We start from the raw sequence: 25,671 nt of genomic DNA, 5'->3' as shown, positions 1-25,671 counted from the left end.
CCCGCGAAGAGGCCGGCACAGGCTAGAAATGCCTGGCAAATCAAGGTCACACCCATAAAAAAACCCGCCACAAGGGCGGGTTTTTTTACAGCTATCCGAATTACTCCGGACGAACCTGTGCAGCCTGCATGCCCTTCTGGCCGCGCTCGGCGACGAAGGAAACAGTCTGGCCTTCTTTCAGGCTCTTGAAGCCGTCAGATTCGATGGCTTTGAAGTGTACGAACAGGTCGTCGCCGCCGCCTTGTGGGGTGATGAAGCCGAAGCCTTTCTCATCATTGAACCATTTGACGGTGCCGGTTTGGCGATTGGACATGGGGTGAATCTCCAGACATTTAATTTTTCAGAGGTGCAATTGCAGCGGTCGCTGCCCAGCACGGAGTACATCATAGTCTAATTCTGCGCATCTAGCCCCTATTACCTTCGCCGGATCTTGATTCAGCTCAAGAAATCGTCAACCCGGCCCGGCTTTAAGGTTTCAGCTCTTCGGCGCGCAGGCCTGTTGCACAACGGTTTGCGCCTTCTGCATCAGCTTGGCGTCCACGCCATCCTGGCTGTCCAGGTCGGCAATCTCGGCGTCGGTGAAATTCTTCTTGATGGCTTGGGCGCCACAGTCGCAGTGTTTTTTCGCAGTCGCAGCGTCAACGCCCTGGCCGCTGGCCACCTGCGTGCACTGGGCCATGTAGCCAGCCTCCTTCCCGGGTGGGAAGTTACCGGCGTTCGCCGCCATGGGCAGCAGCAGGGCGCCAGCGGCCGCCAGGGCCAGAAGAGACGGAACTCGCATAACCAGTTACTCCTTGGGTTAAGGTCTCATCAAGAGTAGGTTGCTTCCCAAAGTCTGATAGGACTTTTTCCGCGTTAGTTCACCCAAAAGATGTAATTGCCAAATATTTCTGCCTGGGGTGCAACCCGCGTGCTAGCATGCTCGGCTTGTGGTCGCGCCGTTTCCGGCCGCCGCTATCTTTATTTCTTTCCAGTCACTCTGGTTCGTCCCTGGCAAGCCGAAAGGCTTCTGCCACTGTGAGGCAGGCTTCCTTCAAAGGAAGGCAGGTCGGATCTTGTACTGGCTCATCCCAACCCACGTGACCTTTGGTAGGGGTCACCACTAGGAGAGGAGGCGCCATGCCCGTTATTACTCTTCCCGATGGCAGTCAACGTTCGTTTGATCACGCCGTATCCGTAGCCGACGTAGCCGCATCCATCGGCGCCGGCCTGGCCAAGGCCACCGTGGCCGGCAAGGTCGACGGCAAGCTGGTCGACGCCTGCGACCTGATCAGCCACGACGCCACCCTGCAGATCATCACCCCTAAAGATGCAGAGGGACTGGAGATCATCCGTCACTCGTGCGCCCACCTGGTTGGCCACGCCGTGAAGCAGCTGTACCCGACCGCCAAGATGGTGATCGGCCCGGTTATCGACGAAGGCTTCTATTACGACATCGCCTACGAGCGCCCCTTCACCCCAGAAGACATGGCCGCCATCGAAAAGCGCATGATGGAGCTGATCGAAAAAGACTACGACGTGGTCAAGAAGGTCACCCCGCGCGCCGAAGTCATCGACGTGTTCACCGCCCGTGGCGAAGACTACAAGCTGCGCCTGGTCGAAGACATGCCGGATGAACAGGCCATGGGCCTGTACTACCACGAAGAATACGTCGACATGTGCCGTGGCCCGCACGTGCCGAACACCCGCTTCCTCAAGGCATTCAAGCTGACCAAGCTGTCCGGCGCCTACTGGCGTGGCGATGCCAAGAACGAGCAGCTGCAGCGCGTGTACGGCACCGCCTGGGCTGACAAGAAGCAGCTGGCCGCCTACATCCAGCGCATCGAAGAAGCCGAAAAACGCGACCACCGCAAGATCGGCAAGCAGCTCGACCTGTTCCACCTGCAGGAAGAAGCCCCGGGCATGGTGTTCTGGCACGCCAATGGCTGGACCGTCTACCAGGTACTCGAGCAGTACATGCGTGGTGTGCAGCGCGAAAACGGCTACCAGGAAATCAAGACCCCGCAGGTTGTCGACCGCATCCTCTGGGAGCGTTCCGGCCACTGGTCCAACTACGCCGAGAACATGTTCACCACTTCGTCGGAAAGCCGTGACTACGCGGTAAAACCGATGAACTGCCCGTGCCACGTGCAGGTGTTCAACCAGGGCCTGAAAAGCTACCGCGACCTGCCGCTGCGCCTGGCCGAGTTCGGTGCCTGCCACCGTAACGAGCCGTCCGGCGCCCTGCACGGCATCATGCGCGTGCGTGGCTTTGTGCAGGACGACGCGCACATCTTCTGCACCGAAGAACAGGTGAAGAAAGAAGCCGCCGACTTCATCAAGCTGACCCTGGACGTGTACAAGGACTTCGGTTTCAGCGATATCGCCATGAAACTGTCGACCCGTCCGGCCAAGCGTGTCGGCTCCGAAGAGCTGTGGGACCGTGCCGAAGGTGCACTGGCCGACGCCCTGAACGAATCCGGCCTTGAGTGGGAATACCAGCCAGGCGAGGGCGCCTTCTACGGCCCGAAAATCGAGTTCACCCTGCGCGACTGCCTCGGCCGTAACTGGCAGTGCGGTACCCTGCAGTACGACCCGAACCTGCCAGAGCGCCTGGATGCCAGCTATATCGCCGAAGATAACAGCCGTGTGCGCCCGGTCATGCTGCACCGCGCCATCCTCGGTTCGTTCGAGCGCTTCATCGGCATGCTGATCGAGCACTACGCGGGCGTGTTCCCGGCGTGGCTGGCCCCGACTCAGGCGGTGATCATGAACATCACCGACAAACAGGCCGATTTCGCCCTTGAGGTTGAGAAATCTCTGAACGGTAGCGGTTTCCGTGCCAAGTCGGACTTGAGAAATGAGAAGATCGGCTTTAAAATCCGCGAGCATACTTTGCTCAAGGTCCCGTACCTTTTGGTTATAGGGGACCGCGAAGTCGAAACGCAAACCGTCGCTGTGCGCACTCGCGAAGGTGCAGACCTGGGCTCCATGCCCGTCGCCCAGTTCGCTGAGCTGCTGACACAAGCGGTTTCCCGGCGTGGTCGCCAAGAATCGGAGTAATGACTATTAAGCGTGAAATGAGAAACGATAAGCGTGCTGTACCGAAGGCCCCGATCAACGAGAATATCTCGGCCCGCGAGGTTCGGTTAATTGGCGCAGACGGCGAGCAGGTTGGCATCGTCTCGATTGATGAAGCGCTGCGTATCGCTGATGAAGCGAAGCTGGACCTGGTAGAAATCTCTGCAGACGCGGTACCACCGGTCTGCAAGGTCATGGACTACGGCAAGCACCTCTTCGAAAAGAAGAAGCAGGCTAACGAAGCCAAGAAAAACCAGAAACAGATCCAGATCAAAGAAATCAAGTTTCGTCCAGGGACGGAGGATGGGGATTACCAGGTAAAACTACGCAACCTGGTACGTTTCCTTACCGATGGGGACAAGGCCAAGATCTCTCTGAGATTCCGCGGCCGTGAGATGGCCCACCAGGAGCTGGGCATGGAGCTGTTGAAGCGGGTCGAAGCCGACCTCGCCGAATACGGCACCGTTGAGCAGCATCCGAAGATGGAAGGACGCCAGCTTATGATGGTCATCGCCCCCAAAAAGAAGAAGTAATCTCCCGGGCACGGCAGGCCTGATGATTATTGTGTAATTTTTTTCGAATGCGGAGTTCAACATGCCAAAAATGAAAACCAAGAGCGGTGCTGCGAAGCGCTTCCTGAAGACAGCTTCGGGCTTCAAGCACAAGCACGCTTTCAAAAGCCACATCCTGACCAAAATGTCGACCAAGCGTAAGCGTCAACTGCGCGGTGCCAGCTTGCTGCACCCGTCCGACGTGGCAAAAGTCGAGCGCATGCTGCGCGTTCGTTAATTCTGGTTAAGATAGAGGAAGTTACTCATGGCTCGTGTTAAGCGCGGCGTTATCGCTCGTAAGCGTCACAAAAAAATTCTGAAACTGGCTAAAGGTTACTACGGTGCTCGTTCGCGCGTATTCCGTGTAGCCAAGCAAGCGGTCATCAAGGCAGGCCAATACGCCTACCGCGACCGTCGCCAGAAGAAGCGTCAGTTCCGCGCACTGTGGATCGCTCGTATCAACGCCGGTGCCCGCACCAACGGTCTGTCGTACAGCCGTCTGATTGCTGGCCTGAAAAAGGCTTCGATCGAAATCGACCGTAAGGTTCTGGCCGATCTGGCAGTGAACGAAAAAGCGGCGTTTGCTGCGATTGTCGAGAAAGCTAAAGCCGTTCTGGCTTAAGTACCCGCGACAATCACCCGGCGGCGCTTGCGGCGCCGGGCATTGAACGTCATCGATAGGGGAAGAGCCTTCAAAGCTCTTCCCCTATTTTCGTATCTGGAGTCTGTACATGGAAAACCTGGATGCGCTGGTCTCCCAAGCCCTTGAGGCCGTAGAGCGCGCTGAAGACATCACTACCCTGGAACAGATCCGGGTTAACTATCTCGGCAAGAAAGGCGAGCTGACCCAGGTGATGAAGACCCTGGGCAACCTGCCAGCCGAAGAGCGGCCGAAAGTCGGCGCGCTGATCAACGACGCCAAAGAGCGCGTTACCGTTGTGCTCAATGCCCGCAAGGCCGCCTTTGAAGAAGCCGAGCTCAGCGCTCGCCTGGCTGCCGAATGCATTGACGTCACCCTGCCAGGCCGCGGCCAGGCCACCGGTGGCCTGCACCCGATCACCCGTACCCTCGAGCGCATCGAGCAGTTCTTCACCCACATTGGCTACGGCATTGCCGAAGGCCCAGAGGTCGAAGACGACTACCACAACTTCGAAGCGCTCAACATCCCCGGCCACCACCCGGCCCGGGCGATGCACGACACCTTCTACTTCAATGCCAACATGCTGCTGCGTACCCACACCTCGCCGGTGCAGGTGCGGACCATGGAGTCCACCCAGCCGCCCATCCGCATTGTCTGCCCGGGCCGCGTATACCGCTGCGACTCGGATATCACCCACTCGCCGATGTTCCACCAGGTCGAAGGCCTGCTGATCGATCGCGATATCAACTTCGCCGACCTCAAGGGCACCATCGAAGAATTCCTGCGCGTGTTCTTCGAAAAAGAACTGGCGGTACGTTTCCGCCCATCGTTCTTCCCCTTCACCGAGCCGTCCGCCGAAGTCGACATCCAGTGCGTGATGTGTTCCGGCAACGGCTGCCGCGTGTGCAAGCAAACCGGCTGGCTGGAAGTGATGGGCTGCGGCATGGTGCACCCAAGCGTGCTGCGCATGTCTGGCATCGACCCTGAAGAGTTCCAGGGCTTCGCCTTCGGCATGGGCGCCGAGCGCCTGGCCATGCTGCGCTATGGCGTCAACGATTTGCGTCTGTTCTTCGACAACGACCTGCGGTTCCTGGCGCAATTCCGCTAGGCCCAATCGACGCAACTTTCAGGAGAACAGCATGAAATTCAGTGAACAGTGGCTGCGCGGTTGGGTAAACCCGCAAGTCTCCCGTGACGAACTGGTCGCCCGCCTGTCCATGGCCGGCCTCGAAGTCGACAGCGTTACCCCTGCTGCCGGCCAGTTCAGCGGCATCGTCGTGGGCGAAATCCTCGCCACCGAACAACACCCGGACGCCGACAAGCTGCGCGTGTGCCAGGTGACCAACGGCCAGGAAACCTTCCAGGTCGTGTGCGGCGCGCCTAACGCCCGCCCAGGCATCAAGGTGCCATTCGCCATGATCGGCGCCGAGCTGTCTGGCGACTTCAAGATCAAAAAGGCCAAGCTGCGCGGCGTCGAGTCCTTCGGCATGCTGTGCTCGGCTGCCGAGCTGGAAATCAGCGAAGAAAACGACGGCCTGCTGGAACTGGCCGCCGACGCCCCGGTTGGCGAAAACATTCGCACCTACCTGAGCCTGGACGACGCCAGCATCGAAATCGGCCTTACGCCGAACCGCGGTGACTGCCTGTCCATCGCCGGCCTTGCCCGCGACGTCAGCGCCCTGTACGACACCCCGGTCACCCGCCCGGTGGTGCCTGCCGTACAGCCGGCCCACGACGAAGTGCGCCCGGTTGAAGTCAGTGCCCCGGCCGCCTGCCCACGCTACCTCGGCCGCGTTATCCGTAACGTCGACCTGAGCAAGCCGACCCCCCTGTGGATGGTCGAGCGCCTGCGCCGCAGCGACGTACGCAGCATCGACGCCGCCGTCGACATCACCAACTACCTGATGCTCGAACTCGGCCAGCCGATGCACGCCTTCGACCTGGCAGAAATCAACGGCGGCATTCGTGTACGCATGGCCGAAGAGGGCGAAAAACTCGTCCTGCTCGACGGCCAGGAAGTCGCCCTGCGCGCCGACACCCTGGTGATCGCCGACCACACCCGCGCCCTGGCCATCGCCGGCGTCATGGGTGGCGAGCACAGCGGTGTAAACACCGAAAAAACCCGCGACCTGTTCCTGGAAAGCGCCTTCTTCGAGCCGATTTCCGTTGCCGGTAAAGCCCGTTCCTACGGCCTGCACACCGATGCCTCGCACCGCTACGAGCGCGGCGTCGACTCGCAGCTGGCCCGCGAAGCCATGGAGCGCGCCACCCAGCTGCTGCTGGACATCGTTGGCGGCGAAGCCGGCCCGATTGTCGAAGCCGTCAGCGAACAGCACCTGCCGCAAGTGGCCCCGGTTACCCTGCGCGCCGAACGCATCACCCAGATGCTCGGCATGGAAATGGACCCAGCCCAGGTCGAGCAACTGCTCAACGCCCTGGAACTGACCACCAGCAAGGCAGCGGAAGGGGAGTGGACCGTCACCGTGCCAAGCCACCGCTTCGACATCAGCCTGGAAGTGGACCTGATCGAAGAGCTGGCCCGCCTGTACGGCTACAACAACCTGCCGGTGCGCTACCCACAAGCGCGCCTGGCGCCACAGGGCAAGCCGGAAACCCGCGGTGACCTGCCGACCCTGCGCCGCCTGCTGGTTGCCCGCGGCTACCAGGAAGCCATCACCTACAGCTTCATCGACCCGAAACTGTTCGAACTGTTCAGCCCGGGCGTAGAGCCGCTGCTGCTGGCCAACCCCATCTCCAGCGACATGGCCGCCATGCGTGCATCGCTGTGGCCAGGCCTGGTCAAAGCCCTGCAGCACAACCTGAACCGCCAGCAAGACCGCGTGCGCCTGTTCGAAAGCGGCCTGCGCTTTGTCGGCCAGCTGGGTGACCTGCAGCAGCAGCCAATGATTGCTGGTGTAATCACCGGCAGCCGCCTGCCAGAAGGCTGGGCCAACGGCCGCGACGGCGTCGACTTCTTCGACGTTAAGGCCGACGTAGAAGCCCTGCTGGGCTACTCCGGCGCCCTGAGCGACTTCACCTTCAGCGCCGGCAAACACCCAGCCCTGCACCCAGGCCAAACCGCCGCCATCGAGCGCGACGGCAAACTGGTCGGCTACCTTGGCGCCATCCACCCAGAGCTGGCCAAAGCCCTGGACCTGGACCGCCCGGTGTTCCTGTTCGAGCTGGTACTCGGCGACGTGGTCGAAGGCCGCCTGCCAAAATTCAGCGAATTGTCCAAGTTCCCGGAAACCCGTCGTGACCTGGCGTTGATCGCAGGCCGTGATGTAGCGGCCAGCGCGGTGCTTGAATTAATTCGTGACAATGCAGGCGAATGGCTCACAGACCTCAGGCTGTTTGATGTCTACCAAGGTAAAGGCATTGATCCTGATAGAAAAAGCCTTGCCGTTGGCTTGACCTGGCAGCATCCATCGCGCACTCTTAACGACGATGAGGTGAACACTACCCTGCAAAACATCCTCACCTCGCTCGAACAAAGGTTGAACACCACGTTAAGGAAATAACGGCATGGGTGCTCTGACGAAAGCTGAGATGGCCGAAAGGCTGTACGAGGAGCTGGGGCTTAACAAGCGTGAGGCCAAGGAGCTGGTCGAGCTGTTTTTCGAAGAAATTCGGCACGCACTTGAAGAGAACGAGCAGGTCAAGCTGTCCGGTTTCGGCAACTTTGACCTTCGCGACAAACGCCAGCGGCCGGGCCGCAACCCCAAGACTGGGGAAGAGATCCCGATCACCGCACGGCGCGTCGTCACCTTTCGTCCAGGGCAGAAGTTGAAGGCCCGGGTTGAGGCCTATGCTGGAACCAAGCCATAACGACGAACTGCCCCCCATACCGGGCAAACGCTACTTCACCATTGGTGAAGTGAGCGAGTTGTGTGCCGTAAAGCCACACGTGCTGCGGTATTGGGAGCAGGAGTTCGACCAGCTTAACCCTGTGAAGCGGCGGGGCAATCGGCGGTATTATCAGCGCCAAGACGTGCTGATGATCCGCCAGATTCGTGGCCTGCTTTATGACCAGGGGTTCACCATTGGCGGGGCGCGGCTGCGGCTGTCCAGTGATGAGGTTAAGGATGAGTCTAGCCAGTACAAGCAGCTGATTCGGCAGATGATTGTTGAATTGGAGGATGTGCTGGTGGTGTTGAAGAAGTGAGGCTGGGCTTTTCTGATGAGTGGAAAATTTTTTGAGAAAAAGCTTCCATTTATCAGGGGCTTAGGGTACATTCTTCAACGTTCTCGGCAGGATTGAGAACATGCTTCAAGCCCAGTCGGGGCGTAGCGCAGCCCGGTAGCGCACTTGCATGGGGTGCAAGGGGTCGAGTGTTCGAATCACTCCGTCCCGACCATTATTGAAACGAAAAAGCCCAGTCGGAAACGATTGGGCTTTTTTGTATTTGAATTTTTATTCGCTTTGGATAAGTTGGCAGTAGCAGCTGATTGATTACAATGGTTTGGTATAGCCCTGAAGTTTTATCCCCTATTCAGGATCCAAGCCTTTCTGCTGCTCCGGTAACGCAACCGTGGTTGGAGTTATGCAGGGACGTGTAGGGTATTTTCTATACTTTCTAAAATGGTGAGTGACTTGTTCGAGAAGTTAAAGGACGTTTTTGCTGCCGCAGCGCTGAAGTACCTGAAACCTGTAGATGCGAATCCGAAAAAGTCCAACCAGCACGAAATTGGTGGATTGATCAAGGCTGGCCTGGGGGAGCATTTGCCCTGTCCGAGAGATGGTAGCAAAGCGTTCTTGCAGGCTACGATGTTCTACCTCGACGATTATTGTGATGAACCCGTTCTAGTTGAGGATGAGCTCTCGTGGTATGACTGTCGTTACAAAGACGTCAATCGAGATCCGGAGTGGCGTCTTTATTACAAAAGAAACGCAGTGACCGAAAAAATTCGGGAAACTGATTTCATGCTGGTTGCAGTGACCCATAAGGGGGATCTGCTTATCATGTTCTGCCCTCAGCACAGTCACACAGAAGTTCAGTTGCGCAGCATCTTTGGAGTCATCGGCATTGAGGTTGGAACCGAACTGACTTCGGCTAACCTTGATACTTCTCACATTGTAGCTCCCGTTCGGCTCATGCTTGCCCGGTATGGGGTCGAGCTTGATATTTGTAGGCTGAAAGATGAGTCACTACAGAAGAGAGTGATCAAGAAATTTGGTTCTGAATTTCCATCTACTCGGAAGTTCTCCGATTTCGCTCGAACTTTGAGTAAGGATCTATCTGCAGTCGAGGCTCCGGATGAGACATTGCTGCAATGGATGAACGATGAAGAGCATGTCTTTCGCATGCTCGAGCGGCATATCGTAAAGCAGAGGCTGCTGGAAGGCTTTGGCGAAGACGTGGATGCTTTCATACGTGTATCACTCAGTGTTCAGAATCGCCGTAAGTCTCGCGTGGGCCATGCCTTCGAAAATCATATTGAAGAGTGCCTTAGATTGAATGGTGTCGCATATGAGCGGGGAGTATGCACAGAAGGAAAGCAGAAACCTGACTTTCTGTTTCCTGGTCGTGTCGCCTACCTTGACTCGGATTACCCTGAATCGGAGCTGCGAATCCTGGGGGCGAAGACGACCTGCAAGGAGCGATGGAGGCAGGTGCTAGCGGAAGCCGCACGAGTGAAGCAAAAGCACTTGATCACGATGGAACCATCTGTTTCGGTTGATCAGACAGCGGAGATGAAGAAACAGGGAGTACAGTTGGTAGTGCCGTTACCTATCCAGGTGACCTATAAGGCTGAACAACAAGAGGACTTGATGTCATTCAAGCAATTCGTTTCGTTGCTGAGGAAGGCTGGGTAATCTTGGTGTGCCAGACGGCGCTTTTGCGATGAATTCCTTGGTGAGCTACATATATTCGAATGCGCTATGTCGAGTTCGGGCCGCGACCCGGCTGCCAGCATTGGCTTCATTGGTGTCAGTAGCGTAACCGTTTGGCTGGGTGGCTTAGTGCCAGTTGTCAATGGGGGCTGGTTCTAGTTATCCTGTCGATCTTTCGACTTGCATAGGGATTTACGCAGGATGGGAAGCCTCCGTCAGCATTTTACGGGAGTAGCTGCCAAGCATTTGTCAGCTGTTGACGCCACCCCTCGATCCCATCAGCATGAGATCGGCTCGAATGCCTTCGTACAGATTCTAGGAAACCCGGGAGATCAGAGGGTTGCTTTCGAAGGTACTTTTCTATACTTCGACGATGAAAGTGATACCCCGCTAAAAGCTACCGGTGGACTTACCTGGTACGATACTCGGCTACGTCAGGCTCACCGGAGGCCGGAGTACCGTTTGTACTATCGAGAAAACGCGGTTACAAATCGGATGTCAGAAGGAGACTTTTGTGTTCTCGCTGTGCGTCCAGACAACACTCTAATGTTAGTGGTTAGTCCGCGTGGTTCTACCAGTGAGCAACAAATTCGCTGGCTTTTTGATATTGATCACTTGCCTGTGAAGGGGTTTGAGGTTCACGAAGTCGGAGATGGAAGGCAAGTAAGCGTTATTGAGATGATGGTACTTGAAGAGCTGGGTATTGAGGTTCGTAATTATAATGATGGCTGGCTTGGTAAGATTGTCGATCGATTTGGGGAGGGTTTTCCGGTAACGGCTGAGTTCAGCTCTTTCGTTCGTGAGACCTGCAGGATGGCGGAGCCGGTCAAAACGGATCCTGATTCCGCACTGCTCGCTTGGATGGAGCATGAGGAGATGCTCTTTAGAACGCTTGAACGGAAAATTGTTCAAGCTCAGTTGGATAAAGGGTTTTCTGATGTTGAACACTTTATCCGATTCTCGCTGAGTGTACAGAATAGGCGTAAATCACGGGTTGGGCATGCATTGGAGCATCATTTAGCCGCCGTTTTTGAAGCTCATGGTTTGCCCTTCGGTCGGCAAGTGATTACCGAGAATCGAGCGACTGCAGACTTTTTATTTCCGGGGCAGAAGCAATATAGTGATTTAGAGTACCCGGGCGAGCGGCTAGTGATGCTTGCTTCGAAGTCTACATGCAAAGATCGTTGGAGGCAGGTGTTGGCAGAGGCGTGTCGAATAAAGGAAAAGCATCTCTTTACATTGGAGCCGGCGATAAGCTTGAATCAGACTAATGAAATGAAATCCCATAATTTGCAACTGGTCGTCCCGTCAGCACTGTTTGGAACTTATGGCAGCGAGCAGAAAGAATGGCTGCTAAATTTGGCTGCGTATCTGGAGCGTGTGAAATTTATTATTTCTTGAGCTCTATGGTGTGGGCTGGCAGCGTTGTTGATTTGAACGCATCTGAGGGTGGTGGCTACTGTGTGTTGGCTGGTTGATTTTGCTGACGAGTTTTTCTGATTTGAAAGCTAATAGCCTATGTGTTCTGTTCGTCAAGTTCGTGAAAGGTTGAATTTTGAAATAGCCATGCTGCCACAGTGTCGATCAAAGTGATGGAGTTTTCACGCTTCATCTTCCGAATTGCACACTCCCATATGATTAGGGTTCGCCAGCCAGCCTCATTGAGTTTGGTTATTTGAATTGCGTCTCGTATTTTGTTTTTCTCGATTTTGCCCATCCAAAACTCTGCGCGAGTTTTGGGGGGCTTGAAATATCGACAATCATGGCCGTGCCAGAAGCAACCATGAACAAAAATTGCTGCTTTGAACTTGGGAAGGATCAGGTCGGGTTTACCCGGCAGGTGAGTTGTGTGTATGCGAAAGCGAAAGCCTCGAGCATGGAGGGCCTTGCGAATGACGAGTTCGGGAGAGGTGTTTTTCCCCTTTATCCCGGACATCATGCGAGATCGCGTCACAGGATCAACAATATCAACCAAAATGAACCCCACTCAAGGTGCGGCGCACCCTGAGTGGTCAGGGGTTACGCAGGCAAGCTGAACTCCAGCTGCGTTTGATTCTGATCCGTTTTAGTCTTGGCTGCAAGGATTCGATCTTTCATCAGTCGAGCAACTGCTTCGAAAACAGGTACGGCGACCGAGTTGCCAAACTGTCGATAAGCCTGAGTGTCAGATACTGGGATAACGAAATTACTTTCACCAGGCTTGTCGAAGCCCATCAGCCTGGCGCACTCGTGAGGTGTGAGTCGGCGAGGGCGATTGATCTGATTCAATTCTCCGTAGAAATCTAGCTTTTCATTAAAACCACGATCAACGAGAATTTCAGATCCGTCCTTGTGATATCGTGCAGACAATGTACGCGCTACGTCGTTTGATCGAGTCAGGCCAAACCCGAATCCATTTCCTTTCTGGCGATGTTTTTCAGCATATTTATAAAGGTATTCCCACAGCTTTGGCGTCAAGATGTATTTGGCATCAACCTTTTCGTCGAGAAGGTCGCCGAATGTCGGTCGAGCTGATGGATATAGCTTTTCGATGTCTTTAAGGGTGAAGCCGCCGTGAACGTTAAGATCCCGTCGGAATCCTACGAGCACAATGCGCTCCCGGTGTTGGGGCACGAAGTGCCGGGCATCAATTACTTTAGGGTCCTGGCCTTTAGGGGCTTCGACATCTGCCACCTCATAGCCCAGCTCATTCAATGTCTCGCAAATAATGCGGAAAGTCTTACCTTTGTCATGACTCTTGAGGTTCTTCACATTTTCAAGAAGAAATGCTGCGGGCTTTTTTGCCGCTAGAATACGGGCGACATCAAAGAAAAGTGTGCCTTGGGTCTCGCACTCAAAGCCATGCTTGCGCCCCAGAGAATTTTTCTTGGATACACCAGCTAGTGAAAAAGGCTGGCAGGGAAAACCTGCGAGTAGCACATCGTGATCAGGGATTTCTTGATTGATGTGGCGGTAAGCCTCTTCTTCGCTTATGTCTGGCTGATCGGAAAGGGTAACAGTGCGGATATCCTGATTGAATCGGTGCCGGGCGGGATCACAGTAGTGATTAGCTTTATAGGTGCGGACAGCATGCTCGTTCCATTCGGATGTGAACACGCATTCACCGCCGATCGCCTCAAAACCTTTTCGGATGCCACCAATCCCCGCAAACAGGTCTATGAAACGGAAGGAGGTCTTACCTTCAGGGCGCTTGGGCAGAAAAGATTGCAGGTACACGAACTCACGGTGGGTAAGCCTAGGGACAGCTTTTCCCTTCATCCAGCGATTCACGGTTTCTCGGCAATGGGTGGAGCCAATCTCATTCAGCTTTGAGGCGATTTGTCCTTGGTCGTAGATCTCCAGCAATTGGCGAAGCAGCGCCAGGTCTTGCTGCGGCTGTAGCTCCTGAGAGCTTTGTGATTCGGCCTCTGCGGACTCGAGAGCGTGAGGTTCGAAAAGGTTCATGAGTCCGTATTCCTCTGGGTCAAACGTGTGATTTTCTGTCACCATTTTATTCCTAATCAGGATTTTGTAAACCGCCCGTTTGTTACGGCCGTGGGCCTTGCACATCTCAAGAATACTGTATATCTAGACAGTATAATGGGCGGCTTCCTTTGTGTCTCCTGAGATTTCAATCATTCGTAATGGCACTCTGATTCACGTGAAGCGGCACTGAGCCTTCGTGCTTTAAAACTGCCTCAGATCTCAAGGGGGCAAGCTTCTTTCAATAGGAAACCCGAAAACGAGTGGCCAGGGGCTATAAGCGCTCACCGCAACCTGGGCATGGGCAGCACATCTGTGAGGTTTGTGGTGTCGGCCGGAATCCCCGGGGTCTATCCAGGGCTTGCTGCGGGTTGTTTAACCGGAATTAGAGATGGGCGGAATGCCTTCAGAGGCTGAGATCATGAATGTGGTCCTTCGGCTCGGAATAACCGTCATGACCATCCGTCTTTATGATGTGCTGACACAGCTATCGACCCATTGGTCCGGGAAATTTTTGAGTTGTTGTAGCGCAGGTGATGCGCTGCCGAGACACAGGCCGAGTCGGCCGGGCGCTTGAGATTGGGGCCCCGGCAGAGATGTATCAGCAGATGGTATAAAGGGTATTGATATTACTGTGCTACCAGCCGATGCTTGCAGGTGCGCTGAGGGCTCGCGACAAGCCCTGTTCAGTTAGCATGCAGACCCCGTCCTTGACGGTGAACCGAATTACGATAATGGGCCGACCATTCGCCAAGGATGTCAGGAGCTCGACCTTGCCGAATTGGCCTGAGGAATTGCAGGAAGCTTATGATGACCTCACAGATTGATATCTTCGAGAAGCAGATCCGCGAAAAGCTTCCGACACATGAAAGCCCCGCCACGGCTGCAGAAGCCATCAAACGAGAGGCTTCTGTTTTTGGCATTACGTTTTCCGCCGACATGGACCAAAACCTCGCGATCGCCCTCGCGCGCGTTGTCGCATCATTGGGCAGTGTGGAAGTTCTGCGCCATTCTTCGCTTATCAAATCGAGGGAGGAGTGGTACACAGGGCCAACTGCCAGCGATGTTCACTGGCCAGCGCTCGAGGGCTACTTGACCAACGTAAAGGGCTGGGACAAGGACGCTGTTAAATCGATAAACAAAAGCTCGTCGGAGGTGGTCTCGCTGTTGGCAAACCCCTCTGCGGCCAAATTTCGTCACCGCGGGCTTGTGGTGGGTTACGTCCAGTCAGGCAAAACTGCCAATATGACTGCCGTCATCGCCAAGGCCGTGGATGCAGGCTACAACCTCATTGTTCTTCTCGCAGGTGTTACCAATAAGCTCAGGGCGCAGACACAACGACGAATTGAAAGTGACGTCGTGATGCGCCACAGCCACCTATGGCAGCTGTGGACGGAGAGCGATGAGAGCCGTGACTTTGAGATCCCCGCCAGTCGGCACTTCGCGCTTCCCGTGCCCGGTCGCGCTCAGTTGGTAGTGATGAAAAAAGTTGCCTCACGGCTGCAAGCCTTTCGCCGAACAATCGTCGACGACAAGGGGCGTAGCACCTCGACGAAAGTCCAGGCGCAACTCAAGGTACTCATCATTGATGATGAGTGCGATCAGGCGTCAGTAAATGCTGCGAACAATGATGAGGACATGACTCGAATCAACGAAGAGATTCGGAAGATCATCCGGGCTCTTCCTGCGGTTTCTTACGTGGGCTACACCGCGACGCCGTTTGCCAACGTCTTTATCGATCCGTATCCGCGCAACAAGGACGAACTCGACGATCTTTACCCTGAAGATTTCATTACAGCGCTACCTCGGTCCGACAATTATTTCGGGGCGAGGGAGGTATTCGGTTTCGATCCTAAGGACGCCGACAACGAAAGTACAGAAGAAGCCGGCCGGGACATGATACGGACCATACCGGTGGAGAAACTGAACACGTTGCGTCCTGCTCGCGCAACCGATAGAAACTTCAAGCCGCAGATGACAGAGGAGCTGGAGGAAGCGCTCCTCTGGTTCCTCATCTCGTGTTCCGTACGTCGGGCGCGAGGCCAAGGACACGAGCACATGTCGATGCTCATCCACACATCACCGCTTATTTCTCAGCACGAAGGTATGGACGCGGTCATTTGTGGGTGGCTGAAGAAGCACGCTACCGATCTGGCTACAGGTAACGGAGAGATTTCTGCAAGACTGGGTACGCTCTTCAGCCGTGAAATTTCTGCGGTTCCATTTGAGGGCGATGTAAGTCCACCGACATTGCAACAGCTTCTTCCGCATCTCCAGCAGACGCTCGCAGCGCTGGAGGTTGCCATCGAAAACGGGGTCAGTGAGAAGCGACTGGATTACACGAAGGGTCCAAAAACTTATGTAGTGATCGGCGGGGCAGTGCTAGCTCGGGGGCTGACGATTGAGGGGCTCTGCGTCTCCTTTTTCCTTCGCACTTCGATGCAGTACGACACTCTTCTGCAGATGGGCCGCTGGTTTGGCTATCGAAATGGGTACGAGGATCTTCCCCGTCTCTGGACTACGGCAGAGCTGATTTCAAGCTTCAGGGCGCTTGCGCGCATCGAGGAGGAGATTCGCGACGACATCGCGCGGTACAGCGAATACAAGACCACTCCTGCCGAGTTCGCAGTGAAAGTACGGGCCATTCCCGGGATGGCAATTACTTCGGCGGCGAAAATGCGCCACGCGTTCCGTACCAGCATCAGCTTTGAAGGGCGTCATGTACAGACCATTCGCTTTGACCATCAAAGTGAACGAGTGGTCAGCGCTAACTGGTCTGCTGCAAGTTGCCTCGTGGATGATATTGGCGCTGACAACATCAAGGATTTGGGAAATCGAAAACTCGCACAAGACATACCGCTGGCGTTGATCAGAAAGTTTTTGAAGACCTACGAGATCTGCGACCAGCATATGGATCTGAAAAGAGAAATGCTGCTGGCTTACATTGACAAGGCAGGACAACAGCTGCAGACTTGGAACGTGGGGTTCATCACACCAGGATCCAGTCTGTCTCGCAAGCCGCTAGGGGCGTTAGGTCAAATCCCTAGCAACCGACGCGCGCAGTTGAGCGCTTCGGAGCGAAACTATGCCGACATCAAGGCCTTGATGTCGAAGAACGATATTCTCATTGACGCGTTAAGTCCCTCCAGCGACGAAGATGATGACTCGTGGGCATCCTTCAAAAGCCGAAGACCCGCTAAGCCGTTGTTGCTGCTGTACGCGATTGACCAAAAGTCCCCGCCAATGGCGAGCACGAAGAATCGCGTCATGCTGGATGCCACCGATGACCTCATCGGCATCGGTATCGTGTTTCCCGGTGCCAAAGATCACGCTGGCGCATACTACGCGGTGGAGTTGGATGTTCCATCAGAAGAAAAGATTGACGAAGCGTTGGAAGAGCTGACTGCAGAGGAAGAGGCGCAGACTGCCGATGTTTAATCCTCTTCATCGGTGGTTGCAACTTCGCTCCAGTGATAGTGGAGATGGCGTCGTCGAGATTCCGACTTTGGATTCCGGCATCGACACTGGCTTCGGTGTTGTACGGTACGCAATCGGCCTGCATGGTGAACCCCGTCTATTGGTCCCAACCAGCGGGTATCATCCCGCAGGGCTCACCTCTACCAGCAAACTCTCGATATCCATCGTCAGTCTTGCAGTCGCGGGTAAGAGCGTCCGCTTCATTGACATCATGTGCCTCGAAAAAACGCTGAATGCAGTGTTTGCAGAGCTGACGGAGGCAATTCTCAGACGCTTGGAAAACGGAGACTCGCCTCACACAGCAGTCGCAAGCGCGATTCACGATTTCCGCGTATTGCTGGGGGACACATCGGTCCCGCAAACTCCGGAAAGCGCCATACTGGGACTTGTTGGCGAACTGCTGGTACTTCATGAACTGGTGAGGATTGACCCTGGCGCTCTGGATGCGTGGTCGGGGCCGCTGGGGCAGCGCCACGATTTTCGCAGGGGTGTTCACGCTCTTGAAGTGAAGACTTCCGGTCGCCTGGACACGATGCAGATAGGTATCAATGGCATAGACCAACTAGAGCTGCCAGAGGACGGTACCCTTGTCCTGGCGCATGTCAACCTTGAAAAGGCAAGGGACGGCAAGTTGTCCGTCGCGGAATTGGTAAAACTGTTGCAAGCCTGTGGGGTGAACGCCTCAACGCTCCATGAGCGGTTGGCTGCGATCGGTTGCCAAAGCCCCGACGCTCCGGAATGGAATCGTATTGCGTATTCCGACTGGTCGATCAAGACCTATCAGGTCGGTTCCGGTTTCCCCAGAATCACCCGTTCGGCACTCGAGTCGAAATCACTCCCGGCCGGCGTGAGCAATCTGTCGTACGCCGTAGACCTGACCCATGCTACTGCATACGAGCTCTCTGAAAGTGAGCAGATGTGCGCCTTCGAGAGAATCTCGAAATGAGCCTGTTGGAACTCTTTAGCGAACCATTCGCACGTACCGGTAACATCGCCGCTGATGGCTTCAAGAAGTTGCTTGGTTGCCCTGCGCAGGATCTTTTGCAGACAGTGCTGCGCGAGTCGATACAGAACAGCATAGATGCGGGCCGCCTGGGAAAAGGCCCCACCATCCATGTACGCTATCGCACTCTGACATCGGAACAGCTGAGGTACCTCGTGAGCCGCGTGCTATGCGATCAAATCGCGTGCGACGAGACTGCGGGGGCCATCCAGGAGACCCTCGGGAAGACCGATCTGAAAGTCTTGGAGATCTGTGACTTCAATACTACCGGATTAGGCGGTCCGACGTCAGGTGATGCGGTGGCGGAAGGTGACGAAGCATTGGATTTCGTGAATTTCCTGCGCAATGTCGGCGTTGCGCGGGATACCCATAATGGGGGAGGTACATACGGGTATGGCAAAAGCTCCCTTTATGCGATGAGCGCCTGCTCCACCATTCTTGTCGATACACAAACGACCGCCAGCGGCATCCCGACGAGACGGTTCATGGGCTGTCACCTCGGCAGTGCTTTTGATGCCATAGCATCGGACGGCAAGAGAAAACGTTTCACTGGGCGCCACTGGTGGGGTATCAATGATAACGAAGGCGGTATCGACCCAGCCACAGATGGAACAGCTGAAGAGCTTGCGGCATGCTTAGGCATGCCGGCACGTGCGCACGTTCTGACCGGCACGACAGTCATGATCCTTGACCCCTACGTAGCCGAGGGGGGACGAACGGTCGCTGATGAGATCATCGAGACGATACTCTGGAACTTCTGGCCTCGACTTACGCAGACCACCCCAGTGGAGAGGAAGCTGGACATTCGGTTATTCATAGAGCAAACCGAAGTACCCATTCCTCTTCCCGAACAGTTTCCACCGCTAGACTTATTTTCTGCTGCCATTGCCGAGCATCGCAATATTGACGGCGAAGTCATTCGGATACAGCGAGACAGGCCGTATAAATCTCTAGGGACTCTTGCGCTCAAGAGGGGGATGCGTGCGACCCGCTCAGCAGTAGCCCTTCACGACGACTCCAAGGTACCTCATCAGGCGAGTCACATCGCGGTAATGCGGCCTGTGGAGCTCGTCGTCAAATATATAAGCGGTGCGCCGTTCCCGGATGCGCGCTACGAGTGGGCGGGCGTTTTCATCTGTTCGGATGAGAAGCTGGTAGAAGAAGCCTTCGCAAAGGCAGAGCCCCCCGCGCATGATGATTGGGTGCCTGACATGCTCCCTGGCTCTGACGCGAAGTCAATGGTCAGGATTGCACTGAAACGTCTAGAACATCATGCCCAAACCTATGCCTCCCCGACCTCGACGATTGTTGCGAGCGAAGGAACCAAAGGTCCCTCGCTGGCAAAGACTGCAGCAAAACTGGGAAATCTTCTGGATGCTGTTTCGGGTAAAGGACCAGGCAAACCAGCCACAGCAAGTTCTCGTACACCTCGCAAGCGTGATGACCTATCCGTCTCTGTGCCTAGGTTCTTGCGACTTGAAATTGACGAAAATGATCAGCCATGTGCTGTTTTTCAAGCTGAACTGCGTAACGACGAGAGAGATGACCATCTCAAATTGATTGCTGAAGCAAGACTCATCGCCGATGGTGGGATGACAGACAGCAAGGACCTTCCGCCAGGATTTGGATCCAGGGTTTTGAAGATGGATTTGGACGGTTCGCAGAAAGAAGCATGTGGAGATACTCTGGAGGTGGGCAAGCAAAGTGGTGTTGTGACTATTCGGGTGTTGCGTCCGGATCACGCCGCCGTCGGGGTGCGCTTGGCTTTTGTAAAGGAGGGGGATGAATGAGAAGAGTAGCGCTGCCATTCCTCACACTCTCCGATGACTCTGTTGTGCTGAGTGACTGGACGATCGGCGAACCTGGTGAGCCGCGGTTCCCTCTTGGCGAAATTCTGGAGGACTGGGACTACGAGAAAGATCTGGAGGTCGGAGTGGACATCACTATTGACCTTGACCAAGCTGCATTGGATCTGGCACTAGACGCCACTTCACTCAAGCTCGCCGCAGTGCTCGTGGTTGGGACCGGCGCTGGGTCGCTTCCTCGCGTAACTCACAATGCGTGCATAAAAATTCTTGATAGGGACGAAACCTCCGTACGTCTTGAAACAGCACTTGCAGGGCATACTCTCTCATCCCAGCTTTATCTTGAAGTCAGGATTCTCCTCGACGGGCCCACTGCATCAGGAAACCAGTTATCACCCCGGTTCAAAGGGGCGAAACTTTGGCATACAGACCTACGTGTCCTCATCGAGGATAGTGGCGGATCGCGCTTTCCGATCGAGCTCACGAGTTTCACTGATAGCTTTCAGGGCATGCCTGAGCAGAATGCTCCTTGGTACGTACAGTGGGACCCGTCAAACTTTCATGCCGACTTCGGTGGCAATGTGCGGCTCTACGTGAACGCCGACATAGAGGAAATTGCTCAGCGCTTTGTGGACGGTGACAGGCTTTTGCTTCAAGCGATCGTAGCTGATGTCATGACACAGATGATTACGACCGCACTTGATCAAGAGAATGAGGATGATTTTTTGGTCAGTTTCGAAGAGGGATCCATTGGGCAGCAGACCCGCATCTGGATCGAAACCGCTTTTAGTGGGCAGAATCGACAAAGCATCAGCGTTTTGCGTCGAAGCTACCCCGGCCGCTTTCATGCATCGATTTTGGCAGCCGCCGAATTAGGGGACGAAGAATAATGTCTGTCGCACTATTACCTCGCCTGAAGCCAATAGGTGTGGATACCGCCCTCGGACGATTTCATGAAACAGGCGCAAATACTCGATCTACTCTGAATATCCTGTCGGATTTTTCGGACGTATTGTCGTTTGCTCCCAGCGGTGGTTACAAATCGGGCAAGGCTGCTGTGGATCTCGGGCAGGGCCTCAAAGAGATTGCACAAAGAGCAGGGTTCCCACGGATAGGGAGTCAAAGCGCCAAGGCCGAGTTTGATCAGCAGGCGGCGATTTACCTTGCGCAGGTACCAGCACTGTCCAGTGGTGAAGCGCTCAGGAATGATGTCTGGGCATTTCTTGCGACTGTCATTGTTCCTGATCTGGTGGTGTGGCGCTTCCCTGGTGAAAGTCGTAGCCGATTTGACGGTGGAAACCGAAATACGTTCCAACGGCTGTGGATGCGCGGTAAAAGGCTCGATCGTGGAGAAAGTCATGCTGACCGCTGGGGCTTGGTTAAAGCACTGTCCGAAGATGCGATGGTGCAGATATTCGAAAGGCCCTCCATTGCCTGCTCCCAGCGACTTGCGACAGCTGTGGCGGAGGGCTGGATGAAGGCGGCAATCGAAATAGAAAAAGGCGCGATGGAGGACATCATGCGCAGGGCTGTAAAGATGCTTCGTATTCGAAACGAAGTTATCGATCTGTCTTACTTGGATGCTGAACAGCTTGAGAAAACTGTGGCGAAGATTTTCGAAGAAGCAATGTCCGTTTGACCTGCTCAATAAAGTGCGCAGCGGCATATCACAGGTGGCGGCCTTAGGGCACCACATGACAGGTAATGGGCTAACGGCAGCAGAAGTTGCGCTGAGTCTTGGATTGCGGGGGCCGCATTGCGGCCCTTTCGCGACTCAAGTGCCCCTATAGAGACTGCGTAAGTCATGGCAGGTGGGATGTTACAGGGGCGGCGCTGTTCCTATGAGTCAGAGAGTTTTCAAGGGTTTTTCATCATTCCAAGCTCGGCATCATCCATCAGCGCCTTGGCCAATGCGCAGAGGTAGTGCGAAGCCCAGATCAGCTGCGGCTTGTCTTCCATCAAGCCGTCCAAGGTCATATCCCGTGCATAGCCCATCAGTTCCGAAGCCTGTTCACGAGCGCTCTGGCAAGGAATACCGGCTTCGATGCGGAAGAGGGGATGGGTCTGGTTTGCACCTTGGTAGAAGGTAGTTTTGCCCACGGTGAATTTGGTTTCTTCTGTAGACATTGTTCAATCTCCCCGAAATCTCAAATACCTAGGCTGGCGTCCAAGCCAGCAATCCCCCACAGCTGCTCACAAGTGCTAAGGCTTGTGACATAGGTCATTTCACTGTCGGGGCCTGGCTTGCCGGTGATGAGCCATCCCAGGCGACACAATCAGTAAGGCCTCAGTGCGAAGTCCTGGGCTCGGTGGGCACCTGTAGCTGAACCAGCGCGGACTCAAGCAAAGCTCGCAGCGTCTCCAGTTCATGCATCGAGGTCATCATCAGAATCGACACAGGCGACTTGGGCTGCAGCAGTATGGCCTGATGCACAACGGTCGCAGCGCATAGCGCGTATTCCGTTGCCTGGATCAACGTGTCTTCAAGGCATAGAGTTTTATGGGGTGGATCAGGAACGATCTTCAGCATCATTTGGTCCTCAATGGAGCGACCAGCGCTTGCTGTCAAACAAGTGGTGGCAGCCGTGTATGGGTTGACAGACCGGTGAAGACCAAACCGGCGCACACGAGGTGCCCCACACACAGCCGCCATAGGCAAAGCCGCGTGTTTGGTCGTCAGTCAGCCTGTCAAAGCTAGTCGTTGATATGCAACGACGAACCGAGACTAAAACGCTGAAAAGTCGACCGCAACGGAAATCAGGCGCAGGGAGTATCTTTGGGAAATGCCCTACAAGGAAGTTCTTTTTTCTGATTATCTCCCCGCGTTTGCCGTCGATTTCTGCAGCGTTCGCCGCTCGGCCAACCCTTCAGACCTCTCAAAAAGCAAACCACCCACCCATCCCTGTATCCAGCCATGTCCCGATGATGTCAAACGGTCACCATGGACTTCCGCCCTCGAATCCCCCGAAACTGCCCCCCATCGCCCCCAGACCAAGGCAGGTCATGACCAACCTCAAACGCGCCACCTCCCTCCTGCTGTTATTGGCCACAGCCTCACTCACCGCGTGCCTCCCGTGGAAGCGCGAACGCGCCGCCTACGCGGACCTCTGCGAATCCGAGTTCCAGTTCAAAGTGCCAGGCCCGCAGGGCGAAACCACCCTCTACCTGGAAACCTACCTCTACGACCACGCGGCTCAGTGGGGTGAAAAGCGCTACGAGCAAGGCCTGCACGTGCAGTACCCGGGCGAGCAGTACCCGCGGCCGGAATTCTTCGTGCAGATGATTGCCTACAACAAGGACCGCCAGCGCCCGTCGACCGACTCCAAGCGTGGCGAGCCGTCGATCCCGGTGCTGTACGACAGCCGCCAGGCCTACATCACTTTTGAAGACGGCTCGCGCCTGAATGCGCGGCCTGAGGTGTACGTGGGCCTCAACGATATCTACGACTATCCGTCTGTGAATGAGCGGGCTGCCAGGCCATCGCCGTACGACATCAACAGCGATGAAGTGCACCGGATGATCCCCAAGCTCACCAACAACAAGCGCTACGGCTCGGCTTATGTGATCTTCCAGACGGACAAGCTGAACGCTGATTCCAAGTGGACTATTCACCTAGGCAGCCTGCAGGTGCAGGGGCGCGAGGTAGAGGTTCCGCCGCTGCAGCTGTGCTATCACCCGGTGAAGAAATGGATTGGCATTGAGCCGCTGATGAAGCCTTGATACGTGGGATTGAAGGCGGTGAGTGTCTTTCGGGGTTCTCGAGCTGGGCTAGGCGCGGTGGTTTGATGGTTGCTCGCACTGCTTTCCTTTGATTTTTCGCGCTGGCGTGGAGATTTTCTTCACTGGGCCGTGAAAATCTTCAGATTTGCCACGAATGCAGATTTTTTCTTGAGTTTGGCTTTGCTGATCCTGGCTTGGAAAGCTGGGACCGCTTTGCGGTCCTTTCGCGACGCAAGGCCGCTCCCACAGAGGCGAGGGCGTGCTTCATGGCGGGTGTCTGGGAAATGAGCTGCAAGGAATGGGGGATTTCCGGCTTCTTTATTCGGGCCATTCCCTGCAGGCCGAAAGAGAAATCGCAGGCAAAAGAAAGCCCGCCGAAGCGGGCAAGGTCTATCACGTAGGGATGGCGCGATTGTCGCTGAAGCTTTGTGAAAACCAGGTGAAAGAAAAGTCTTCAGGTTGTGATCATGCTGATCGCAAATGCGGAAATCCGCCCTTCAAGCCATGCCAAGCTCTGGCAATTGTCGTCACTTCACTATCGCTTTGAGCGCTGAAACCGGCTGACCACGATCTGCACGGTGGCTGCCACCAGGCAAAGCAGGCCGATCTTCCAGCTACCCTGCAGGCCAAAATTATCGGCTATCGTGCCGACGATCAGGACGGTGAAGAAAATGGCGAAAGGCAGGATCAATTTGTTCATCAGGGCTTCCAGCAGGCTGCATTGGCCTGGGTAGCGCGCAGCGTACCCGGCAGAAATGAGCGCGGATCATAGCAAACCTGATTTCGCATAGGGGGGCAGTGTCTTGCTCGGGCCGATTCCGCCGTATCGGGACAAACCCGCAGCTGAAAAATAAATGGAGCAAACCCTCGCAGCCAACTGTCGATCCAGTTGTATCGGGTTAATCCGAAAGTAATGGCTTAACCCGCGTGGCTCTGGACACTGCCAATTCCGGTTGCTTGGAGGCTCTATGCGAATGAGGGGTAACGTGTACTGGACGTGGGTCGACCCGACACTTCACCACCGCAGCCATGAAGAAACGTTGCACGGTGGCGTGTGTATTGATGTGCAGGTAAGGCTTTCGCGCCGTGGTATCGCGCAGATGTTCGTAGGCGTGTATGCGCGTTCCGGCATGGCGTTGCACGAGGAGGCCTTTTACGCCTGCCCAAAGCAGTCGCTGGTCCGGGCGCTGGCCTGGGGTGTTTTACGGGCGCGCCAAATAGCAGAGGCGGGCTTGCCTGCCGCTAGCTCCACTGCTACGTGGAGTGGGGCGCAGGGCAGTCAGCCGGGTTCCGCCACTTGTACCGGGTAACCCTCAGCTAGTCGGGTCTTGCCCCAACACTTTGCTCAACGCCACGCGTGCATCTTCAAGCTGTACCAGCGATGCATGCCGCGCGCCGAGGGCGTCGCCGTTCTGGATAGCCGTGAGAATCGCCTTGTGCCGGGGCAGGGCGAGTTGGTCGAAGTTTGGCCGCTGGTTGGAGTAGCGCACCGATTCGCGCAGGGCCATCGACAGCATGTTGCACAGGTAGGCCAACAGGTCGTTGTGGGTGGCGTCGGCGATGCGGGCGTGGAAGTCCAGGTCGGGTTGCAGGCGCTCTTCGTGGGTGCGCGCGGCTTCCATGCGCTGGTAGGCCTCGCCGATCGACTCGACATCGTCGGGGGTGGCGTTGGTGGCGGCCAGTGCGGCGGCGGCGGGTTCGATGACCCAGCGTACGCTGGACAGGGTGTTGAAGAAGTCTTTTTGCGGGGTGGCCTGCATCAGCCAGTGCAGCACGTCGGGGTCGAGCATGTGCCAGTCATGGCGGGGCCGCACCAGGGTGCCGACCCGTGGGCGGGCTTCGACCAGGCCCTTGGCGGTGAGGGCGCGCATCGCTTCGCGGAACACCGGCCGGCTGATCGCGTAGCTTTCGCACAGGCTGGCCTCGGAGGGCAGCTTTTGCCCGGGTGCGAGTTGGCCAGAAACGATTTGCAGGCCGAGGTCCTGGACCAGGGTGGCGTGCATGCTTTTGCGCGTGGTGGGCTGGCGGTAGTTCATGGGGGGCGCGGGTGGTCCTTCGGGCGGGGCGGGCGCGGCAGCCAGCAGGTGGGTGCTCAGCAGGCAGCCGAGCAGCAGGGT

The 25,671-nt window shown here is 55.8% G+C and carries 26 protein-coding genes and 1 tRNA gene; 19 read left to right on the top strand and 8 right to left on the bottom strand.

The window, feature by feature from the left end:
• Positions 1–100: 100 nt before the first annotated feature.
• Together IAE39_RS17100 and IAE39_RS17095 are read right to left on the bottom strand one after the other, a co-directional pair.
• A complete protein-coding gene (locus tag IAE39_RS17100) occupies positions 101–313 on the bottom strand; it encodes a cold-shock protein (protein ID WP_012273095.1) in 213 nt (70 codons plus the stop codon).
• Between the two features lie 162 nt (positions 314–475).
• Complete coding sequence (locus tag IAE39_RS17095; protein ID WP_201204629.1) at positions 476–781, bottom strand: hypothetical protein; 306 nt, start codon at positions 779–781, stop codon at positions 476–478.
• Between the two features lie 338 nt (positions 782–1,119).
• Between IAE39_RS17095 and thrS the strand changes: the two genes are divergently transcribed.
• The 11 genes from thrS (at position 1,120) to IAE39_RS17040 (ending at position 11,488) form a co-directional block, all read left to right on the top strand.
• On the top strand, positions 1,120–3,042 hold the full coding sequence (gene thrS, locus IAE39_RS17090; protein WP_201204627.1) for a threonine--tRNA ligase: 1,923 nt from the start codon (positions 1,120–1,122) through the stop codon (positions 3,040–3,042).
• Positions 3,042–3,593 (top strand): translation initiation factor IF-3, encoded by a 552-nt coding sequence (gene infC / locus IAE39_RS17085; protein ID WP_012052879.1) that lies wholly within the window; start codon positions 3,042–3,044, stop codon positions 3,591–3,593. Before thrS ends, infC begins: the two co-directional genes overlap by 1 nt.
• Positions 3,594–3,654: 61 nt before the next feature.
• Entirely contained in the window at positions 3,655–3,849 is a 195-nt protein-coding gene (gene rpmI, locus IAE39_RS17080) for a 50S ribosomal protein L35 (RefSeq protein ID WP_003250667.1), read from the top strand.
• Between the two features lie 27 nt (positions 3,850–3,876).
• Positions 3,877–4,233: a 50S ribosomal protein L20 gene (gene rplT / locus IAE39_RS17075; protein WP_003250671.1), complete on the top strand. Its 357-nt coding sequence runs from the start codon at positions 3,877–3,879 to the stop codon at positions 4,231–4,233.
• Between the two features lie 109 nt (positions 4,234–4,342).
• Positions 4,343–5,359 (top strand): phenylalanine--tRNA ligase subunit alpha, encoded by a 1,017-nt coding sequence (gene pheS, locus IAE39_RS17070; RefSeq protein WP_201204625.1) that lies wholly within the window; start codon positions 4,343–4,345, stop codon positions 5,357–5,359.
• A gap of 31 nt (positions 5,360–5,390) precedes the next feature.
• Entirely contained in the window at positions 5,391–7,772 is a 2,382-nt protein-coding gene (gene pheT / locus IAE39_RS17065; protein WP_201204623.1) for a phenylalanine--tRNA ligase subunit beta, read from the top strand.
• Between the two features lie 4 nt (positions 7,773–7,776).
• A complete protein-coding gene (ihfA, locus tag IAE39_RS17060) occupies positions 7,777–8,079 on the top strand; it encodes an integration host factor subunit alpha (RefSeq protein WP_003250679.1) in 303 nt (100 codons plus the stop codon).
• The gene (locus tag IAE39_RS17055) at positions 8,060–8,416 is read left to right on the top strand and encodes a MerR family transcriptional regulator (RefSeq protein WP_201204621.1); all 357 of its coding nucleotides are present in this window, start codon (positions 8,060–8,062) and stop codon (positions 8,414–8,416) included. The genes ihfA and IAE39_RS17055 overlap by 20 nt, the downstream gene beginning before the upstream one ends.
• Positions 8,417–8,532: 116 nt before the next feature.
• Positions 8,533–8,609: transfer RNA gene (locus IAE39_RS17050), tRNA-Pro, on the top strand.
• Between the two features lie 236 nt (positions 8,610–8,845).
• Positions 8,846–10,069: a type II restriction endonuclease gene (locus tag IAE39_RS17045; protein WP_201204619.1), complete on the top strand. Its 1,224-nt coding sequence runs from the start codon at positions 8,846–8,848 to the stop codon at positions 10,067–10,069.
• A 219-nt stretch (positions 10,070–10,288) separates the two neighbouring features.
• Positions 10,289–11,488 carry a type II restriction endonuclease gene (locus IAE39_RS17040; protein ID WP_201204617.1) on the top strand — a complete coding sequence of 400 codons (1,200 nt, stop codon included), beginning with the start codon at positions 10,289–10,291 and terminating at the stop codon, positions 11,486–11,488.
• A gap of 115 nt (positions 11,489–11,603) precedes the next feature.
• Here the strand turns inward: IAE39_RS17040 and IAE39_RS17035 are convergent, their stop codons facing one another.
• Together IAE39_RS17035 and dcm are read right to left on the bottom strand one after the other, a co-directional pair.
• Positions 11,604–12,062 (bottom strand): very short patch repair endonuclease, encoded by a 459-nt coding sequence (locus tag IAE39_RS17035; RefSeq protein WP_201204615.1) that lies wholly within the window; start codon positions 12,060–12,062, stop codon positions 11,604–11,606.
• A gap of 44 nt (positions 12,063–12,106) precedes the next feature.
• Positions 12,107–13,531, bottom strand: coding sequence for a DNA (cytosine-5-)-methyltransferase (gene dcm / locus IAE39_RS17030; protein WP_201204613.1), 1,425 nt, complete (start codon positions 13,529–13,531; stop codon positions 12,107–12,109).
• A gap of 828 nt (positions 13,532–14,359) precedes the next feature.
• On the opposite strand from dcm, the gene IAE39_RS17025 reads away from it, so the two are divergent.
• The 5 genes from IAE39_RS17025 to IAE39_RS17005 are packed head-to-tail and all read left to right on the top strand — an operon-like array spanning position 14,360 to position 21,473.
• Positions 14,360–16,987, top strand: coding sequence for a Z1 domain-containing protein (locus tag IAE39_RS17025; RefSeq protein ID WP_236548654.1), 2,628 nt, complete (start codon positions 14,360–14,362; stop codon positions 16,985–16,987).
• Complete coding sequence (locus IAE39_RS17020) at positions 16,980–17,972, top strand: PD-(D/E)XK motif protein (RefSeq protein ID WP_201204608.1); 993 nt, start codon at positions 16,980–16,982, stop codon at positions 17,970–17,972. The genes IAE39_RS17025 and IAE39_RS17020 overlap by 8 nt, the downstream gene beginning before the upstream one ends.
• Positions 17,969–19,819 (top strand): hypothetical protein, encoded by a 1,851-nt coding sequence (locus tag IAE39_RS17015; RefSeq protein ID WP_201204606.1) that lies wholly within the window; start codon positions 17,969–17,971, stop codon positions 19,817–19,819. Before IAE39_RS17020 ends, IAE39_RS17015 begins: the two co-directional genes overlap by 4 nt.
• Positions 19,816–20,724: a hypothetical protein gene (locus tag IAE39_RS17010; RefSeq protein WP_201204604.1), complete on the top strand. Its 909-nt coding sequence runs from the start codon at positions 19,816–19,818 to the stop codon at positions 20,722–20,724. Before IAE39_RS17015 ends, IAE39_RS17010 begins: the two co-directional genes overlap by 4 nt.
• Positions 20,724–21,473, top strand: a complete 750-nt coding sequence (locus IAE39_RS17005; RefSeq protein ID WP_201204601.1) for a DUF6339 family protein — start codon at positions 20,724–20,726, stop codon at positions 21,471–21,473. Before IAE39_RS17010 ends, IAE39_RS17005 begins: the two co-directional genes overlap by 1 nt.
• A gap of 218 nt (positions 21,474–21,691) precedes the next feature.
• On the opposite strand, the gene IAE39_RS17000 is transcribed toward IAE39_RS17005, so the two are convergent.
• Both IAE39_RS17000 and IAE39_RS16995 read right to left on the bottom strand, forming a co-directional pair.
• Entirely contained in the window at positions 21,692–21,961 is a 270-nt protein-coding gene (locus IAE39_RS17000; protein WP_201204599.1) for a DUF3077 domain-containing protein, read from the bottom strand.
• A gap of 160 nt (positions 21,962–22,121) precedes the next feature.
• Complete coding sequence (locus IAE39_RS16995) at positions 22,122–22,364, bottom strand: hypothetical protein (protein WP_110741885.1); 243 nt, start codon at positions 22,362–22,364, stop codon at positions 22,122–22,124.
• Between the two features lie 473 nt (positions 22,365–22,837).
• On the opposite strand from IAE39_RS16995, the gene IAE39_RS16990 reads away from it, so the two are divergent.
• Positions 22,838–23,554, top strand: a complete 717-nt coding sequence (locus IAE39_RS16990) for a hypothetical protein (RefSeq protein ID WP_201204597.1) — start codon at positions 22,838–22,840, stop codon at positions 23,552–23,554.
• Positions 23,555–23,852: 298 nt separating this feature from the next.
• Positions 23,853–24,101 (top strand): hypothetical protein, encoded by a 249-nt coding sequence (locus tag IAE39_RS16985; protein ID WP_201204595.1) that lies wholly within the window; start codon positions 23,853–23,855, stop codon positions 24,099–24,101.
• Here the strand turns inward: IAE39_RS16985 and IAE39_RS16980 are convergent.
• Positions 24,090–24,254, bottom strand: a complete 165-nt coding sequence (locus IAE39_RS16980; RefSeq protein WP_201204593.1) for a hypothetical protein — start codon at positions 24,252–24,254, stop codon at positions 24,090–24,092. The two genes, IAE39_RS16985 and IAE39_RS16980, sit on opposite strands and share 12 nt — an antisense overlap.
• Positions 24,255–24,522: 268 nt before the next feature.
• Here IAE39_RS16980 and IAE39_RS29700 point away from each other — a divergent pair, with 268 nt between their 5' ends.
• Positions 24,523–24,864, top strand: coding sequence for a hypothetical protein (locus tag IAE39_RS29700; protein WP_236548653.1), 342 nt, complete (start codon positions 24,523–24,525; stop codon positions 24,862–24,864).
• Between the two features lie 3 nt (positions 24,865–24,867).
• On the opposite strand, the gene IAE39_RS16975 is transcribed toward IAE39_RS29700, so the two are convergent.
• Positions 24,868–25,590, bottom strand: a complete 723-nt coding sequence (locus IAE39_RS16975) for a FadR/GntR family transcriptional regulator (RefSeq protein ID WP_201204665.1) — start codon at positions 25,588–25,590, stop codon at positions 24,868–24,870.
• Between the last annotated feature and the right edge of the window lie 81 nt (positions 25,591–25,671).

The organism is Pseudomonas sp. S37 (genome assembly GCF_016658545.1).
Lineage (GTDB): Bacteria > Pseudomonadota > Gammaproteobacteria > Pseudomonadales > Pseudomonadaceae > Aquipseudomonas.
Note: the sequence above shows the minus strand (reverse complement) of the source record. Positions and strands in the feature narration are given on the sequence as shown.